19 protein-coding genes and 1 tRNA gene are annotated in these 14,731 nt (G+C 44.4%); 14 read left to right on the plus strand and 6 right to left on the minus strand.

Features of this window, described 5'->3' with window-relative positions:
* Positions 1–85 precede the first annotated feature (85 nt).
* The 4 genes from IQ234_RS15425 to IQ234_RS15440 all read left to right on the plus strand — a co-directional run bounded on the left by IQ234_RS15425 (position 86) and on the right by IQ234_RS15440 (position 2,770).
* Complete coding sequence (locus IQ234_RS15425) at positions 86–355, plus strand: type II toxin-antitoxin system HicA family toxin (protein ID WP_193957728.1); 270 nt, start codon at positions 86–88, stop codon at positions 353–355.
* On the plus strand, positions 345–593 hold the full coding sequence (locus tag IQ234_RS15430; RefSeq protein ID WP_002772044.1) for a type II toxin-antitoxin system HicB family antitoxin: 249 nt from the start codon (positions 345–347) through the stop codon (positions 591–593). The genes IQ234_RS15425 and IQ234_RS15430 overlap by 11 nt, the downstream gene beginning before the upstream one ends.
* Before the next feature lie 292 nt (positions 594–885).
* Positions 886–2,613 (plus strand): succinate dehydrogenase/fumarate reductase flavoprotein subunit, encoded by a 1,728-nt coding sequence (locus tag IQ234_RS15435; RefSeq protein ID WP_193957729.1) that lies wholly within the window; start codon positions 886–888, stop codon positions 2,611–2,613.
* A gap of 83 nt (positions 2,614–2,696) precedes the next feature.
* Positions 2,697–2,770, plus strand: a tRNA-Met gene (locus IQ234_RS15440).
* 36 nt (positions 2,771–2,806) lie between these two features.
* On the opposite strand, the gene IQ234_RS15445 is transcribed toward IQ234_RS15440, so the two are convergent.
* Positions 2,807–3,520, minus strand: coding sequence for a TauD/TfdA family dioxygenase (locus IQ234_RS15445; RefSeq protein ID WP_193957730.1), 714 nt, complete (start codon positions 3,518–3,520; stop codon positions 2,807–2,809).
* Positions 3,521–3,824: 304 nt separating this feature from the next.
* On the opposite strand from IQ234_RS15445, the gene IQ234_RS15450 reads away from it, so the two are divergent.
* From IQ234_RS15450 to IQ234_RS15490, 9 genes are all read left to right on the plus strand, one after another.
* Entirely contained in the window at positions 3,825–4,511 is a 687-nt protein-coding gene (locus tag IQ234_RS15450; protein WP_193957731.1) for a DUF3782 domain-containing protein, read from the plus strand.
* 242 nt (positions 4,512–4,753) lie between these two features.
* Positions 4,754–7,300, plus strand: coding sequence for a tetratricopeptide repeat protein (locus tag IQ234_RS21645; protein WP_193957732.1), 2,547 nt, complete (start codon positions 4,754–4,756; stop codon positions 7,298–7,300).
* 30 nt (positions 7,301–7,330) lie between these two features.
* Positions 7,331–7,750, plus strand: a complete 420-nt coding sequence (locus IQ234_RS15460; protein ID WP_002788475.1) for a XisH family protein — start codon at positions 7,331–7,333, stop codon at positions 7,748–7,750.
* Positions 7,738–8,076 carry a XisI protein gene (locus IQ234_RS15465; RefSeq protein WP_002788474.1) on the plus strand — a complete coding sequence of 113 codons (339 nt, stop codon included), beginning with the start codon at positions 7,738–7,740 and terminating at the stop codon, positions 8,074–8,076. Before IQ234_RS15460 ends, IQ234_RS15465 begins: the two co-directional genes overlap by 13 nt.
* Before the next feature lie 97 nt (positions 8,077–8,173).
* A complete protein-coding gene (locus tag IQ234_RS15470; RefSeq protein WP_193957733.1) occupies positions 8,174–8,392 on the plus strand; it encodes a DUF2283 domain-containing protein in 219 nt (72 codons plus the stop codon).
* A 106-nt stretch (positions 8,393–8,498) separates the two neighbouring features.
* Positions 8,499–8,813 (plus strand): DUF433 domain-containing protein, encoded by a 315-nt coding sequence (locus IQ234_RS15475; RefSeq protein ID WP_193957734.1) that lies wholly within the window; start codon positions 8,499–8,501, stop codon positions 8,811–8,813.
* Positions 8,803–9,138, plus strand: coding sequence for a DUF5615 family PIN-like protein (locus IQ234_RS15480; protein WP_193957735.1), 336 nt, complete (start codon positions 8,803–8,805; stop codon positions 9,136–9,138). The genes IQ234_RS15475 and IQ234_RS15480 overlap by 11 nt, the downstream gene beginning before the upstream one ends.
* A gap of 101 nt (positions 9,139–9,239) precedes the next feature.
* The gene (locus IQ234_RS15485; protein WP_193957736.1) at positions 9,240–9,449 is read left to right on the plus strand and encodes a DUF4926 domain-containing protein; all 210 of its coding nucleotides are present in this window, start codon (positions 9,240–9,242) and stop codon (positions 9,447–9,449) included.
* Between the two features lie 350 nt (positions 9,450–9,799).
* Positions 9,800–10,045: a hypothetical protein gene (locus IQ234_RS15490; protein WP_193957737.1), complete on the plus strand. Its 246-nt coding sequence runs from the start codon at positions 9,800–9,802 to the stop codon at positions 10,043–10,045.
* 67 nt (positions 10,046–10,112) lie between these two features.
* Here IQ234_RS15490 and IQ234_RS15495 read toward each other — a convergent pair whose 3' ends face one another.
* The 5 genes from IQ234_RS15495 to bchM form a co-directional block, all read right to left on the minus strand.
* Complete coding sequence (locus tag IQ234_RS15495) at positions 10,113–10,460, minus strand: carbon dioxide-concentrating mechanism protein CcmK (RefSeq protein ID WP_002733188.1); 348 nt, start codon at positions 10,458–10,460, stop codon at positions 10,113–10,115.
* Between the two features lie 104 nt (positions 10,461–10,564).
* Entirely contained in the window at positions 10,565–10,873 is a 309-nt protein-coding gene (locus tag IQ234_RS15500) for a carbon dioxide-concentrating mechanism protein CcmK (RefSeq protein ID WP_002782143.1), read from the minus strand.
* A gap of 27 nt (positions 10,874–10,900) precedes the next feature.
* Positions 10,901–11,419: a peptide-methionine (S)-S-oxide reductase MsrA gene (gene msrA, locus IQ234_RS15505; protein WP_193957738.1), complete on the minus strand. Its 519-nt coding sequence runs from the start codon at positions 11,417–11,419 to the stop codon at positions 10,901–10,903.
* Positions 11,412–12,179, minus strand: coding sequence for a 3-methyl-2-oxobutanoate hydroxymethyltransferase (panB, locus tag IQ234_RS15510; protein ID WP_193957739.1), 768 nt, complete (start codon positions 12,177–12,179; stop codon positions 11,412–11,414). Before panB ends, msrA begins: the two co-directional genes overlap by 8 nt.
* 3 nt (positions 12,180–12,182) lie before the next feature.
* Positions 12,183–12,875, minus strand: a complete 693-nt coding sequence (bchM, locus tag IQ234_RS15515) for a magnesium protoporphyrin IX methyltransferase (RefSeq protein ID WP_002743291.1) — start codon at positions 12,873–12,875, stop codon at positions 12,183–12,185.
* Between the two features lie 311 nt (positions 12,876–13,186).
* Here bchM and pyk point away from each other — a divergent pair, with 311 nt between their 5' ends.
* Complete coding sequence (pyk, locus tag IQ234_RS15520) at positions 13,187–14,608, plus strand: pyruvate kinase (protein ID WP_193957740.1); 1,422 nt, start codon at positions 13,187–13,189, stop codon at positions 14,606–14,608.
* Positions 14,609–14,731: the final 123 nt, after the last annotated feature.

A 14,731-nucleotide genomic window follows, 5' to 3' on the forward strand; every position in this document is an offset into this window, starting at 1 on the left:
TCCTTATTAAGGGGGGCAGGGGGGATCGAACCTAAAATCCATTTTTAATTTAATTATAACCAGCTTATTAAGTTATGATACGACAGTGGCACTGTCGAAAAAACAGCGAAAAATTCTGGACCAAATCTTCGAGCAGCCCGTCCGGTCAGATGTTGTCTGGACGGATATCGAATCGCTGCTGGAGGCACTGGGAGCAGAAATATCCGAAGGTAGGGGGTCGCGGGTGCGGGTAGCCCTTAAGGGAGTTAGAGCCGTCTTCCATCGCCCCCATCCTCGTCGGGAAACGGACAAGGGGGCTGTAGTATCAGTGAGGCGCTTTTTAAGCGAGGCAGGAGTGGAAAACGATGAAGTATAAAGGTTACGAAGCAGTAGTTTCTTTTGATGACGAGGTGGGTATCTTTTACGGTGAGGTGGCCAACGTCCGAGATGTTATCACTTTTCAGGGAGAGAGTGTAGCGGAATTGCAGCAAGCTTTTGCTGATTCAGTGGAAGATTACCTAGCTTTTTGTGCCGAGCGCGGGGAAAAGCCAGAAAAACCTTTTTCTGATAGTTTTCTGTCACAGCCACACCCGAAATTACACCAACAAATTTAGCAATAAGTAGGCTGGTTTGAGGAACGAAACCCAACACCCGATTATGTTACGCTACCGCTAACCCATCCTACAAATAATAGTGCCTCCCTACATATCAGGAGAGGCGCTGACTTGAAAATAGAGGCTGAAATAACGCCAATTCGTCAATCAGAATATTTTCATGCTTGGCGGTGCCAACTTTGGCATCGGGACCGCCGACCGCCTCCTGAAATATAAAGTCTCGATTACAAAAACTGACCTCTGAGCAATTCTCACCCCACCATAGAAACAGAAGCCCGTAGGAAAATCAGCCATGAAAGAACACGATGTCGTTATAGTGGGCGGTGGGTTAGCAGGATGCCGCGCCGCCTTAGAAATCAAACGCCTCAACCCGACTATCGATGTTGCTGTCGTTGCCAAAACCCACCCGATTCGTTCCCACTCCGTCGCTGCCCAGGGAGGTATCGCCGCCGCCCTGCAAAACGTTGACCCCAATGATAATCCCAAGGCCCACGCCTACGATACTGTCAAAGGGTCCGATTTTCTGGCTGACCAGGATGCGGTGGATATCCTCACCCAAGAAGCCCCCGAAGTTATCATCGAATTGGAACATCTAGGCGTGTTATTCTCCCGTCTCGAAGATGGACGCATTGCCCAAAGAGCCTTTGGCGGTCACAGCCATAACCGGGCCTGTTACGCCGCCGATAAAACCGGTCACGCCATGCTGCACGAATTAGTCAGCAATTTACGCCGTAATCAGGTAAAAATCTACGATGAATGGTACGTTTTACGCCTTATCCTCGAAGAAGGTACGGCTAAAGGCGTGGTTATGTACCAAATCGCCACCGGACAGTTAGAAATCCTCCGGGCAAAAGCAATTATGTTCGGGACGGGAGGCTATGGTCGCGTTTATAACACCACCTCCAACGATTTCGCCTGTACGGGGGACGGTTTAGCTTTATCGGCAAAAGCGGGTATTCCCCTAGAAGACATGGAATTTGTCCAATTTCACCCCACGGGACTCTATCCCGTCGGTGTTTTAATCTCGGAAGCAGTCCGGGGTGAAGGCGCTTATTTAATCAATAGCGAAGGTCGTCGTTTTATGGAAGACTACGCCCCCTCGCGCATGGAATTGGCACCCCGGGACATCACTTCCCGGGCCATTACCCTAGAAATTCGCGCCGGCCGGGGGGTAAATCTGGACGGTAGCGCCGGGGGTCCCTTTGTCTATCTGGATTTACGCCATTTAGGCCGGGAAAAAATTATGAGTCGCATTCCCTTCTGTTGGGAGGAGGCCCACCGTCTCGTCGGTGTCGATGCGGTAGAGGAACCGATGCCTGTACGTCCTACGGTTCACTATTGTATGGGCGGCATTCCCGTTAATACCGATGGTCGCGTTCGCTTAAGTGCCGATACCCTCAGCGAGGGCTTTTTCTCCGCCGGGGAATGTTCCTGTGTCTCTGTCCACGGGGCTAATCGTTTGGGCAGTAATTCCCTGTTAGAATGTGTGGTCTATGGGAGAAGAACCGGCAAATCGATCGCTAAATACGTCGAAAAACGCGCTTTTCCCGTCTTTAATCCCGATATTTACCTTCAGGATGCGAAAGAGGAAATCACCGCTCTATTGACCAAAAAAGGCACGATTCGCATCGGTCAACTACGTCAGCAATTCCAAGACTGTATGACCCAACATTGCGGCGTTTTTCGCACTGAAGCGACTATGCGCGAGGGAATTAAACAAATCGGCGAATTAAAGCGCCAATACGAGCAGATTTACCTCGATGATAGGGGGGATTGCTGGAATACGGAACTAATCGAGGCCTGGGAATTACAAAGTCTCATGGTGGTGGGGGAAATTATCCTCACCTCTGCCCTCAATCGTCAAGAAAGCCGAGGGGCCCACTCCCGCGAGGATTTTCCCCAACGGGATGACCAAAATTTCCTTCAGCATACCCTCGCCTATTATTCCCCCTCCGGCATCGATATCGACTATATGCCCGTAGTGATTCAGGATTTCACCCCCGTGGAACGTAAGTATTAACCTCTGGTCGGACGGTAAATGTAAAGTAATTTTACAAACTCCTTGGCATTTACCGAGATTTAGTTCTACACTAAATAAAGCAACGCGGGATAGAGCAGTCTGGTAGCTCGTCGGGCTCATAACCCGAAGGTCAGTGGTTCAAATCCGCTTCCCGCCATTACTTATAAAGCCGGTAGTTAACCCCCATTTCCCGTTAGGGAACATCGAACATTACCCGTTCAAGAGAGCGATTGGGGTCAATGTAGGATTGGCGAGAATGGAGACAAGTATAATTATCCATGATCAAGATCTGTTCTGCTTTTAAATAGAGCGGAACGTGATAGGCTTGAAACATTGCCAGAAATTTATCACATAAAGCCATTAAACGGGAATCTAGACCAGAAGCGATCGGTTTATTAATATCGGGGCTAAATTCCCGATAAACCAGCACATTATAGCTAAAGCGGATAATTTCGGCATCTCGTTGCCAAATTGGTGCAAAACAGCTTTCTTTCCCGTCCTTGGACATAAAATATTGCCGTTGAGCCGCCATAAAATGTTGTTCCTCAAGGGTAAAATGACGCAATAAGTCATCAAACTTAACCAAAGTCGTTGCACCCCCACCCCAACGATCCGGAGTTTTACAGCGCAAACAGAGGTATTTAGGAGGGATAGCTTTATAAGACCATTCTGTATGAGGTAAAAGCCCAATTCCTAGGGATTGTGCGTCACTTTTTCCCATAGCGTCAGGATTTGCTTTGATAGGATAGATAATCTCTCCGTTAGTTTGGATAACGGGGGTTGCTTGGGTAACATCCTCTAAACATTGGAACCAGCGATCGCCGCAAGGGTTATCGAAGACAAAAAAACCGTTTTTTTTGAGGTGGTTTTTTAGGGTAGCAGTTGAGAACGTAAGCATTGAAAACATAAGATTTTCCCCACTTCAATAGGTTGATACTTGCTATGAAAAAATCTGGGGTATGTGCTAAGGCAAGAGGTCTAATTAAAAAAAATTGCATAATATAAAGCTGATTGGCTAAGGCTTTCAGCTTTGGGGGAGGCTTTGGGGGAGTGGGGTACCCCAAACTTTTCGAGGAAAAAATTTGCGATTTTTGGTCGGGATGGTGTCGGATTTATCCTGTCAGCAAGTGATGGGTAAAAGAACGATAGCCTCTCAACCAGCCGAGTTGCTAGAATAGGATCGGCTTTGCTCAAATAGACAAGAACACGCCATGTCAGAAGCTATTACGATCGCCGATATTTACAAACTGTTTGAAAGAACCGAGGCTCAATTTCCCGAGTTCCAAAAAGAAGCCGAGCGCCGTAGTGCTGAAGCGGACCGCCGTAGTGCTGAAGCTGAACAACGAAATGCCGAAGCGGACCGCCGCAATGCTGAAGCCGATCGCCGTAGTGCTGAAGCCGATCGCCGCCGGGCTGAAGCCGATCGCACGATGGAAGAATTGAAAAAGCTGGTACGAGCCACCACCGAAGCCGTCAATAACTTAACTACCCCTTTGTGTCTTTTTATAGAAGAAATGGTAGAGCCGGCGGTTGTGCAGTTATTTCAAGAGCGGGGGATTGATGTCACCCAAACCATGAGTCGTTTAAAAAGTAAACGTCCCGGGGCAGCGATGGAAATTGATATTCTGGCGGTGAATGGCAGTGAGTTAGTGGCGGTGGAGTGTAAATCTCGACTCTCGAAGGATGATGTAGATGACTTTCTCGATCGATTACAGCGATTTAAGTTAGCCTTTCCCCAATTTCGAGACTTTCAGGTTTATGGCGCAGTAGCGGGGATTGAAATCGATCAGGGGATAGATAGTTATGCTTATCGGCGCGGTTTATTTGTGATTAAGCAATCAGGAGAAACGGTTAAAATCATCAACGATGCTCAATTTCGGCCCCTAGGTTTTGCCTGATTAGGTGTTTTTCATCATCAACATCTTGAAGGCTCTCCCCCTACTTATGGTGATCAGCAAACCTGATCGATCGGAGGGCGCAAGCCTTGCGCCCCTACATTATCAAATTTTGTTCACAATGTAGGGGCGAACTGCGTTCGCCCAAAAGGTACATTATCAAAGCGCAAGTCCCTTAGGTGTTTTTCATCATCTCAAAAAATAGACTAAAATAAGCTATCCCAAACCTCTACCGATCTAATCCCATGCCTAAGAAGAGTTATGGCGAAACTGTTGAAAAAAGGGTCAAACGCTTGTTTGAAGTCTTATTAGATCATGTGGCTCACTGTCAATGTGAGGATAATGATTGGGGAGTCAAGCTGGCTCTAGGGGAAGAGGGGAAGCTTTTGCAGGTTAAGACGAATGTGGCGGCTTTAGTACGCTTGGCAGAGCAGAAAGGGGAAAAATTAACCAAAGATCAAGTTAGGGACTCGATTAGCCACTATTTGGCCGATTATCTAGGCATTCTTCGGGATGAGCGTCACGAAAATGAAAAGCAGGGGTGTGAGGAATGGCGGTTCTCCCTAACTCTGTGGGCGAAATTCGGCGATAAGACAACAAATTTGACTAAATTTTCGGAAGAGTGGCATAAAAGGCGCTCTGAACCCTCTAAAAAAGCGGTAACTAAACCCGAAGCAACGGCTCAATCCTCCCCCCAACCCCTGACCACCTCTGGGCTAGTGGATACGCAACTCCCACCCGTGCGTAGATGGCAAGGACGACGGGAAGAATTGCAAGAACTCCAAACAGCGTTAGGGAATGACCATCTAAGGTTAATCGAGATTACCGCCGCCGGGGGTTATGGTAAAACTGCCCTGGCGAGAAAGTTTACAGATCAATTAACTGCTGATTGGCCGGTATTATGGGTTAATTTTAACCAGCCTTACCCTTTGGCACAGTTCGGACGGTGGTTATTAGAGGAGTTAAAACAAAATTATGATGAAAAATGGAATGATGGGCAATTAATAGACGCAATCAGCAAAGGGTTAACCGCTAAACCCTGTTTATTAGTGTTGAATAATTTGGAAACGGTACTAACTGCCCCAGTAAATTTGGTTTATCAGCAATTCTTGCAAAAATGGTTATACACAGAAAGCAGCAGTAAGCTATTAGTCACCAGCCGAGAACAGCTAAAATTCCCCGTCAATTTGCAAGATTATTATTATTCTTGGCCTTTAAAAGGGTTAAAAGAAGCGGATGCCATGCGTTATGTCACCGAAGATCACGGCTTAACGGGAAGCGATGAAGAATTAGCCCAATTTGTCGATAAAATGGGAGGCCATCCCCTCTTAATGGAACTGGTTTGTAGTTTGATGAAAGATAAGTTTGGGAAAGGGTTTTCTGTCACCGAATCGCAAAATTTAGGCTTAAATCTGTTTGAGGTGGAAGGTTATCACCGCGATACAGAAACCTGTGTCAGAGAAGTGATTACCGCCAGTTTAGCGCGATTATCGAAAGAGTTTAGGGAGAGTTTAACGCGGTTATCGGTATTGCGGGAGAGTTTTGATTTAGGGTTAGCGCAGGGATTAACCCCAGAAATAACTGAGGAAGATTTACGCTATTTAGCTCGTTTATCCTTATTACAAGAATTCCCCCCCGAATACAATGTAAAACGGCGACAGTTTCAGTTTTTGCCCTTAATTTCAATGGTGGTGCAAGATCAAGCAAATGCTGAAATATTGCGATCTTCCCATCAGTTAGCCTTAGATTATTTTATGGCTCATTTACCTAGCCCCCCCTGGGAATATTTTGCCGATGTGACAGCCTATTTAGAGGCGTTTTACCATGCAGGGGAATTGGGAGAATGGCAGTTAGCTTATGATATTTTGGATGAGGAACGAGGCGGAGAAGGGAAAAATAAATCGGTTGATAGTTTTTTAGATTTACAAGGATTTTATCGTAAGCAAGCCGAATTGTATGAGGAAATTATTGCAGGGAGTCAACGGGAACAAGTTTGTTATCGTAACTCGTTAAACCGTCTAGGCCTTTGCTATTATTACTTGGGGCAGTATGAAGAAGCGATCACCTATCTCCAGCAATATCACGACATCAGTGAAGAAATAGGCGATCAGCAAGGGGTGGCAATTTCTCTCGGTAATTTAGGCAATTGTTATAATTCCTTGGGACAGTATGAAAAAGCGATCGCCCATCACCAGCAACATCACGACATCAGTGAAGAAATCGGCTATCGGCAAGGGGTGGCAAATTCTCTCGGTAATTTAGGCAATTGTTATAATTCCCTGGGACAGTATGAAAAAGCGATCGCCCATCACCAGCAACATCACGACATCAGTGAAGAAATCGGCTTTCGGCAAGGGGTGGCAATTTCTCTCGGTAATTTAGGCAATTGTTATGATAACCTGGGGCAGTATGAAAAAGCAATTTCCTATCACCAGCAATGTCACGACATCAGTGAAGAAATCGGCGATCAGCCTGGGGTAGCAATTTCTCTGCATAATATAGGGAGTACATTGCTCAAACTAGAAAACTACAGCGAAGCAGAAAGCAAAATTCAAGCATCTTTAGTTATTTCCCAAGAGATTAACTTTAGAGTTGCAGTCGCCCACAGTTTAAAAGCCCTTGCGGAAATCGCCCAAAAAACTAATCGCCCTGAACTTGCCCTCAGCCATTGCCAACAAGCGCTTGAATTATGCCAAGAATTGGGTATTCCCTTGGTTAAAGATTGTGAGGAATTGTTAGGGCAAATTCAGGAAAACTTAGCAGATTCAGACAATAACTTAAAGCAAACCTGAGAAAATTTCATTTTTTATCTATAAAAAACAATGCCTGCCAAAGATATTTTCCATGACTGTGTAAAACACGCCCTAATAAAAGACGGCTGGACAATTACCCATGACCCCCTACGGATTCGTTTAGCAAGAGGTAAAAACCTATTTGTTGATTTGGGAGCAGAAAGACTATTAGCCGCAGAAAAAGGAACAGAAAAAATAGCCATTGAAGTTAAGAGCTTTACTCGTCCTTCTGATATGAAAGACCTTGAAGAAGCAGTTGGTCAATTTGTCGTTTATACCCATCTCCTAAAGCGTTATTATCCCGAACATAAACTATTTTTGGCTGTTAGCGAAAACACCTGCAAAACAGTATTTGAAGAAGAAGCAGGTCAAACCTTAATTGAAGATGGTATTATTCAGTTATTTAGTTTCGATCCCAACCAGGAGGTAATTGTACGATGGATTCCTTAATTGCCCAATATCGGCAAATTATTGAAAAAACATTCCAAGATTATGCCGACTTCCTCGACACTGATCGCCAAATCCAAATCGAATTAGTCCTAGATCAAACCCGCGATCGCTATTTATTGGTTGAAACAGGTTGGCAAAATGGTTATCGAATCTACGGAACCCTATTACATATTGATATTATTGATCAAAAAATTTGGATTCAACACGACGGAACTGAGGATGGTATTGCCGATGAATTAGTAGCCGCAGGAATCCCTCAAAACCAGATTATTTTAGCCTTTAAATCCCCTGAAATTAGACCCTATACAGGCTTTGCTGTGGCTTAACGTTCAAATATGATGGACAATTCTCAAAACCGCGATCGCCCACTAAATAAATCACTATTAGAAGGAGATTAGAAACTCTTGATAACCCAAGTTAGCCATGAAAATCACCTACTTTCAAGATACGGACACTCTATATTTAGAGTTCAATAACAATCCTATTGTCGAGACTCAAGAAATCAATGAAAATACCTTGGTCGATCTTGATAAAAATGGGAACATTTGTGCAATCACCTTGGAACAGGCCAGAAGCTTAACGGATCTGAATGCTTTTTCCCTAGAAACTATTGTCGCGTCTCAATTAGCTTCAAGTTTATAAGAGTTGTCATAATAAAATTATTCTATAAACCCTGACGTGATATAATATATATGACATTTGGGCGCAAGCATTGCGCCCCTACAGTTGGACAAATTCGTTATTATCAATGACAACAACTTTAATCAATCATATTGAAATTACCCCGGAAACCTGTGGTGGTAAACCGCGCATCGCAGGTCATCGCATCAAAGTCCAAGATGTCGTTATTTGGCACGAACGTCTGGGAATGTCACCCGATGAAATTGTTTATCATTATCCCAGCATTACTTTAGCTGATGTTTACGCGGCCCTTTCTTACTATCACGATCACCTTGAAGAAATTAGACAACAAATCGCAGATGATGATGCCTTGGCGAAGGAAATGCAAGCTAAAACACCTTCTCTAGTCCAAGAAAAACTAAAAAAAATGAATGGACAATAAGATTAAATTTCACCTTGATGAAAATGTAAGCTATAGTATTGCTCTTGGATTGCGCCATCGAGGCCTTGATGTTACCACCACTCCAGAAGAAAATTTATTGGGGGTATCTGATGAAATACAATTGCAATTTGCCTTAGCCAATGGTCGCGTAATTTTTACTCAAGATACTGATTTTTTAAGAATCAATCAATCATCTATAACTCATGCAGGAATTGCTTACTGTCCCCAACAAAGTAAATCTATTGGTCAAATAATTCGAGGACTACTCTTAATCTGGGAAATTCTTGAACCCGAAGAAATGTATAATCACATAGAGTTTATATAGAACCGCATGAAAAAGTGAATTAGTATTTGGCAGATCGATAAAAATAATCAAACAGCTAATTTTGTCACTCTTTACTACGATAAAATTAAGGAGTATGAATAATGCAAACCGTCCAACTTTTTCAACAAGTCAAATTATGTGGAGATGTCCCCGACACTATTTTTAAAAAAGGTGATCAGGGAACAATTATTGAATATTTACCTCCTAATGAACAACAATCAGAAGCAGGTTATCTCCTAGAAATGTTTGACAATAACGAAACCCTTGACGTGATAGCGGTTCCCGTTTCTTGGATAACTTCTATTAACTAACGATTAGCAAAAATTCAGGCTACATTAGAAGAAGATTAGAAACCCTTGATCACCTATACCAACCATGAAAATTAAAGCGATTCTCAAAATTTAACTTTTTATCCTATTTGGATAAATTTCATGAGTACCACCATCAATCTTTAAATTATGTTTGAATCTCTAACCGAAGCCATTCCTTGACTTAACGCGAAAACAACAATTAACCGCTATATCGTTACTTTACCTAATATTTTGCTAGATTGAGAATCAGTTACACCTCTCTCAAGCCCTAGGTATTCCCCTTGTTCAAGATTGTGAGGAACTGTTAACACAAATTGATCCCCCCTAGTCCCCAAAAGAAGAATCTCCCCATGAGTAACCCTATTATCATTGAAACTGACTTAAAAGATATTCTCGCTAAACTTGATAATCGGTTAGAGCGAATCGAAACAAAACTGGAAGTATTACCGAAAATAGAGGCCGAAGTTTCCCAACTCAAAGAAGATGTCAAAGACTTGAAAGGAAGGGCAACGGCTCAAATATGGGCTTTGATAGTCACTGTTATCGGTGCAACTGTTGCAGCAATTATCAAATTTGGTTTTCTGACTAAAACTTAAATCATCATTAAAAACTAAGTTGGAACTAGACAAGTTCCAACCAGTAACAAAAAATTGACCTTGAATATTAACGACGGATTGGTGCCATCGCACCGTCGGCAGCAGCGCGAAAAGGTTCCACTGCCTCGCTATAATCGATCGGTAAAATAGCCACTACGTTATCGTGAGGACGGGGAATAATTACCCAGGTTTCTAAAGCTGCCCCCTCGGTTTTATTGACGGCTTCAATGCCGGCAGCCATAGCGGTTTTTACCTCCTGTACATCCCCACGAATATTGAGGGTAAAACGGGCGCTTCCTGCCCTTAAATAACCAACAATCGTGATCCGTCCTGCTTTTACCATCGCATCGGCGGCCGCTAGAATACCGGGGAAACCTTTTGTCTCGATCGATCCCACCGCGGGTTGGGCTGTCATAAATTAACTCCTAATAACAAAAATCAGATAAGTTCAATTGATAGAATCCAATCTATTTTCCAGTCTTTAACTATAGTCTAGTTTGGGGCCAATCGCTAGGGAAATTAACTGCGAAAACGGTCTGACTTAGCCGTATGCTGCACTGGTAAAACCGCCAGTACATTTTCTGGAGGATTCGGTACGATGTAATGACTGACCACATTACCACCAAAAGCGGTCATGGCCGCCGCTAATCCGGCCTCCACTGCTGGTTTAACCTCGGAAATCGGACCGCGAATCGCCACCAAAAATTCGCCCCTTTCCGCTAGATCGAAATAAACTAGGGTAACTCGTCCCCCTTTAACCATGGCATCCGCCGCCGCTAAAACGGGGGGAAAACCCAACGTTTGAATGACTCCGACCGCCTCGGGCATTTTTCCTGATCTCCTGCGAAAGCAATTTTACATTATACCCCGAACCTGTCTTGATATTTTCTTCTGGAAATCCTCGACCGATCGAGCCTGTTTTTTCTCTAAATACTGTTGATGGGACTGATCGGCCAGATAATAATCTCCTGCGGGTTCGATCAAAGTAACGATATCCTGCTGAAACTTTGCCGATAGTTGTAGTTGACCCTTGGAAGCAGTGGCGATTAACTTTTGTTGCGGGGTGTGATAAAAAATAATCGATCGATATTGTTCTCCCCGGTCCGGTCCTTGGCGATTTAACTGAGTCGGATCGTGAATTGACCAAAAAACGGCTAATAACGCCTCGTAGCCTATTTCTTGGGGATTATATTCAATTTGTGCCACTTCCGCATGACCGGTAATTCGCGATAACACATCGAGATAACTAGGATTGGGGAAATGTCCCCCCATATAACCCACAGAAGTGGCGAAAACCCCCGATAAACGCCGAAATGCGTCCTCGGTTTTCCAAAAACAGCCAGCCCCAAAGGTAGCTTTTTCGCCGTTATTCATTTCTCCTCACATCCTTGGCAAATTCCACCACTGCCTTTGTAATTGTTTCGCTTAAATTAGCATAAACTTTGGCAAAAGGGGGAGCTTTTTCGGTTAATCCTAGGATATCCGCCGTTACCAACACCTGACCATCACAATCCTCTCCCGCACCGATACCAATCGTCGGGATAATCAATTTATCGGTAATAGTGGCGGCTAAATTGGCGGGAATATGTTCTAAAACCAGGGCAAATACTCCCGCTTTCTCCAAGGCTAAAGCTTCCTCGATTAGTCTTTGTGCATCCGATGGAGTTTTTCCCTGCTGACGGTATCCTAACCGATGCACCGACTGGGGAGTTAATCCGATATGACCCATAACAGGGATGCCTATCTCGGTTAAACGGCTAATCGTCTCGATCATAGCGGGATAACCTCCCTCTAATTTTACCCCTTGTACTCCCGCTTCCTTTAACATTCTTCCCGCCGAGTGAATTGCCTGACTGACACTTTCCTGATAGCTGAGAAAAGGCAAATCACAGACAACTAAAGCTTGTTTTACCCCGCGAGACACGGCCGCCGCGTGGTGAATCATCGCCTCGAGGGTGATCGGTAAAGTGGTAGGATAGCCCAAAGCGGTCATAGCTAAGGAATCACCTACCAAGATAATATCAATTCCTGCTCGATCGAGCAGTCGCGCGATCGGATAATCCCAAGCTGTGAGGGTGACAATCGAGCGTTTTTGCTGTTTCCACTCGATTAATTTGCTGGTGGTGACTGCCATTGTTTATTCACTGCGGACAGCTTCGAGGATACGGGAAAAATAGAAACGAGTGCTAGTCATACTCGTCCGTTCAATTTTAAAGCCATTTTCGTTGAGAGCGGCGATAATAGTTTTTTCCTTGTGTTGATAAGCGCGAGTGGTTTTACTCGGACCGGGGAAAAATTGACCAATTTTCTTGAGAATGGTTAATAAACAGGTTTTAGGAGCAAAACTGAGGATTAAACGGGATTGAGCTAGGGATCCCAAATGTTTAATCATGCCTAAGGCTTCTTCTGTGGGATAGTGAATGAGAACATCCAGACAGATGACCGTGTGATATTGGCCGGTTAATGCTTCTAAATCTTGAACGGCAAAGGTGAGTTTACCAGTATCTGCTAACTCTTTGGCCGCTCTTTCCTTGGCTTCTGTCACCATTTTCTCGGAAATATCACTGGCGAAAATAGTTGCGCCCGCTTTAGCGAGGGGAATACTAAGACTACCAACTCCACAACCGGCATCACAGATTGAGAGATTAGGCAAATTGTCATCATTTTCTAACCAACCGATAACGGTATCGATCGTCTGTTGATGACCGATGCGAATATCTTTTTGTACTTTGTTAACTTCGCCATCCCCATAAATCCGGCGCCAGCGATCGAATCCTGTGGCGTTAAAATAGTCCTTGACTATGGCTTTATCGTCTAATGTGTTGGTCATAACGAAATCTAAACGAGTGGTCTCTGAGCTACGCCGAAGAGCGGAGATGGTTATTAGTTTATCCTACCGTGAAAGCCAGTTTTCCAACTGAATCATTCAGGGTTGCCGTCAGAACATAGATATTATTTTATTTCTCTTGCGGATTTGCAAGCTCTCAACTGTTGCCGCTGATAGCTGACTCCTGACTGCTAAGGAGAGGATCCAGAGTGATTGCAAGTCTGTGGAAAAGCTTAATTTGTTTTCCGCTTCACCGTTAGTTAACCTAAAGTGAATATCATGTAATCGTCCCAAGATCGATTAGTAAGGGTTCCATGTCAATTATCACCCATAGAACTAAGATCGTAGCCACGATCGGCCCTGCCAGTAATTCGCCAGAAGTCCTCAAGGAAATGATCGGTGCGGGGATGAATGTAGCGCGGCTAAACTTTTCCCACGGTAGCTACGAGGATCATGCGAGAGTTGTTACCCTTTTACGGCAAATTTCTCAAGAATTAGACAATCCTATCACTCTCTTGCAAGATTTACAAGGTCCAAAAATTCGCGTCGGTAATCTCCCCAATGGTTCGATTACCATCAACGACGGCGATTATCTCACCCTTGTACCCATGAATGAGTATCGGGGAGAACCGAACACCGTTTCGATCGATTATCCCTATCTGGCCGAGGAAGCAAAGCTAGATGAGCAAATTCTCCTTGATGATGGCTTATTAGAGCTAAAAATCGTTGAAATTAACGGAAAAAACCTAAAATGTCAAGTGTTGGAGGGAGGAATTCTCAAAAGTCGCAAGGGAGTTAATCTACCCCGTCTCAATTTGCGCTTACCTTCCATGACCGAAAAAGACAAACAAGACCTAGAATTTGGTCTTTCTCAGGGGGTTGATTGGGTTTCCCTGAGTTTTGTTCGTAAAGGAGAAGATATCAAAGCGATTAAGGCATTTTTAGCCGAGAGAAATCATGCGGATATGCCAGTGATGGCTAAAATTGAAAAACCGCAAGCGATCGAAAATTTAGAGTCAATTGTCGAGGAATGTGACGGAATTATGGTGGCCCGGGGCGATTTGGGGGTAGAATTAAGTCCCGAAAAAGTCCCCATGTTGCAAAAACGCATTATCAGACTCTGCAACATGAAAACTATTCCCGTCATCACTGCCACCCAGATGCTAGAAAGCATGATTCACAATCCCCGACCGACTCGGGCCGAGGCCAGTGATGTGGCTAATGCAATTATCGATGGAACCGATGCGGTGATGTTATCGGGGGAATCAGCAGTGGGAGATTTTCCCGTCAAAGCTGTGGCCATGTTGGCCAAAATCGCCCATGATGTGGAAGCGGATGTGAAGTTTGATAATGTTCCCCCCAATCAGTCCGATGAAACTCATGCTCTCAGTGAGGCTTTAGTGGCGATCGATCAAACCCTTGATCTCCGTTATATTGTTACTTTTACCACCTCTGGCTACACTTCGCTACTGGCTTCTAAGGAACGTCCCTCGGTTCCTGTGATTGCCATGACTCCCAACAAACGCGTCTATCACCGTCTCAACCTAGTCTGGGGTGTGATCCCGATTCTTCTTGACCATCAGGTGTCTGTCTTTGAGGATGTGTTAAAGCAAACCGAATCAATTCTACTTCAGAAAAATCTAGCCCAATCCGGCGATAAAATCCTGATTATGGCGGGAATTCCCATGCAGAAAACTAAAGGCACCAATTTCCTCAAAATTCACACCATTTCGTAAGTTCTAGGAGACAGGAGATAGGAGACAGGAGATAGGAGACAGGAGACAGGAGACAGGAGACAGGAGACAGGAGACAGGAGATAGGAGATTATTTCTATTTATTCTCCCCACACCCCACACCCC

The organism is Microcystis aeruginosa LEGE 91341, from assembly GCF_015206885.1.
Classification (GTDB): Bacteria; Cyanobacteriota; Cyanobacteriia; order Cyanobacteriales; family Microcystaceae; genus Microcystis; species Microcystis aeruginosa_H.

Coding starts and splice junctions, on each gene's coding strand:
- IQ234_RS15485 (WP_193957736.1), top strand. CDS start 9,240: ATGCAAACCGTCCAACTTTTTCAACAAGTCAAATTATGTGGAGATGTC.
- IQ234_RS15480 (WP_193957735.1), top strand. CDS start 8,803: ATGGACAATAAGATTAAATTTCACCTTGATGAAAATGTAAGCTATAGT.
- panB (WP_193957739.1), bottom strand. CDS start 12,179: ATGGCAGTCACCACCAGCAAATTAATCGAGTGGAAACAGCAAAAACGC.
- IQ234_RS15445 (WP_193957730.1), bottom strand. CDS start 3,520: ATGTTTTCAATGCTTACGTTCTCAACTGCTACCCTAAAAAACCACCTC.
- IQ234_RS15460 (WP_002788475.1), top strand. CDS start 7,331: ATGCCTGCCAAAGATATTTTCCATGACTGTGTAAAACACGCCCTAATA.
- IQ234_RS15450 (WP_193957731.1), top strand. CDS start 3,825: ATGTCAGAAGCTATTACGATCGCCGATATTTACAAACTGTTTGAAAGA.
- IQ234_RS15470 (WP_193957733.1), top strand. CDS start 8,174: ATGAAAATCACCTACTTTCAAGATACGGACACTCTATATTTAGAGTTC.
- IQ234_RS15495 (WP_002733188.1), bottom strand. CDS start 10,460: ATGACAGCCCAACCCGCGGTGGGATCGATCGAGACAAAAGGTTTCCCC.
- msrA (WP_193957738.1), bottom strand. CDS start 11,419: ATGAATAACGGCGAAAAAGCTACCTTTGGGGCTGGCTGTTTTTGGAAA.
- IQ234_RS15490 (WP_193957737.1), top strand. CDS start 9,800: ATGAGTAACCCTATTATCATTGAAACTGACTTAAAAGATATTCTCGCT.
- IQ234_RS15430 (WP_002772044.1), top strand. CDS start 345: ATGAAGTATAAAGGTTACGAAGCAGTAGTTTCTTTTGATGACGAGGTG.
- IQ234_RS15475 (WP_193957734.1), top strand. CDS start 8,499: ATGACAACAACTTTAATCAATCATATTGAAATTACCCCGGAAACCTGT.
- IQ234_RS15465 (WP_002788474.1), top strand. CDS start 7,738: ATGGATTCCTTAATTGCCCAATATCGGCAAATTATTGAAAAAACATTC.
- pyk (WP_193957740.1), top strand. CDS start 13,187: ATGTCAATTATCACCCATAGAACTAAGATCGTAGCCACGATCGGCCCT.
- IQ234_RS21645 (WP_193957732.1), top strand. CDS start 4,754: ATGCCTAAGAAGAGTTATGGCGAAACTGTTGAAAAAAGGGTCAAACGC.
- IQ234_RS15435 (WP_193957729.1), top strand. CDS start 886: ATGAAAGAACACGATGTCGTTATAGTGGGCGGTGGGTTAGCAGGATGC.
- bchM (WP_002743291.1), bottom strand. CDS start 12,875: ATGACCAACACATTAGACGATAAAGCCATAGTCAAGGACTATTTTAAC.
- IQ234_RS15500 (WP_002782143.1), bottom strand. CDS start 10,873: ATGCCCGAGGCGGTCGGAGTCATTCAAACGTTGGGTTTTCCCCCCGTT.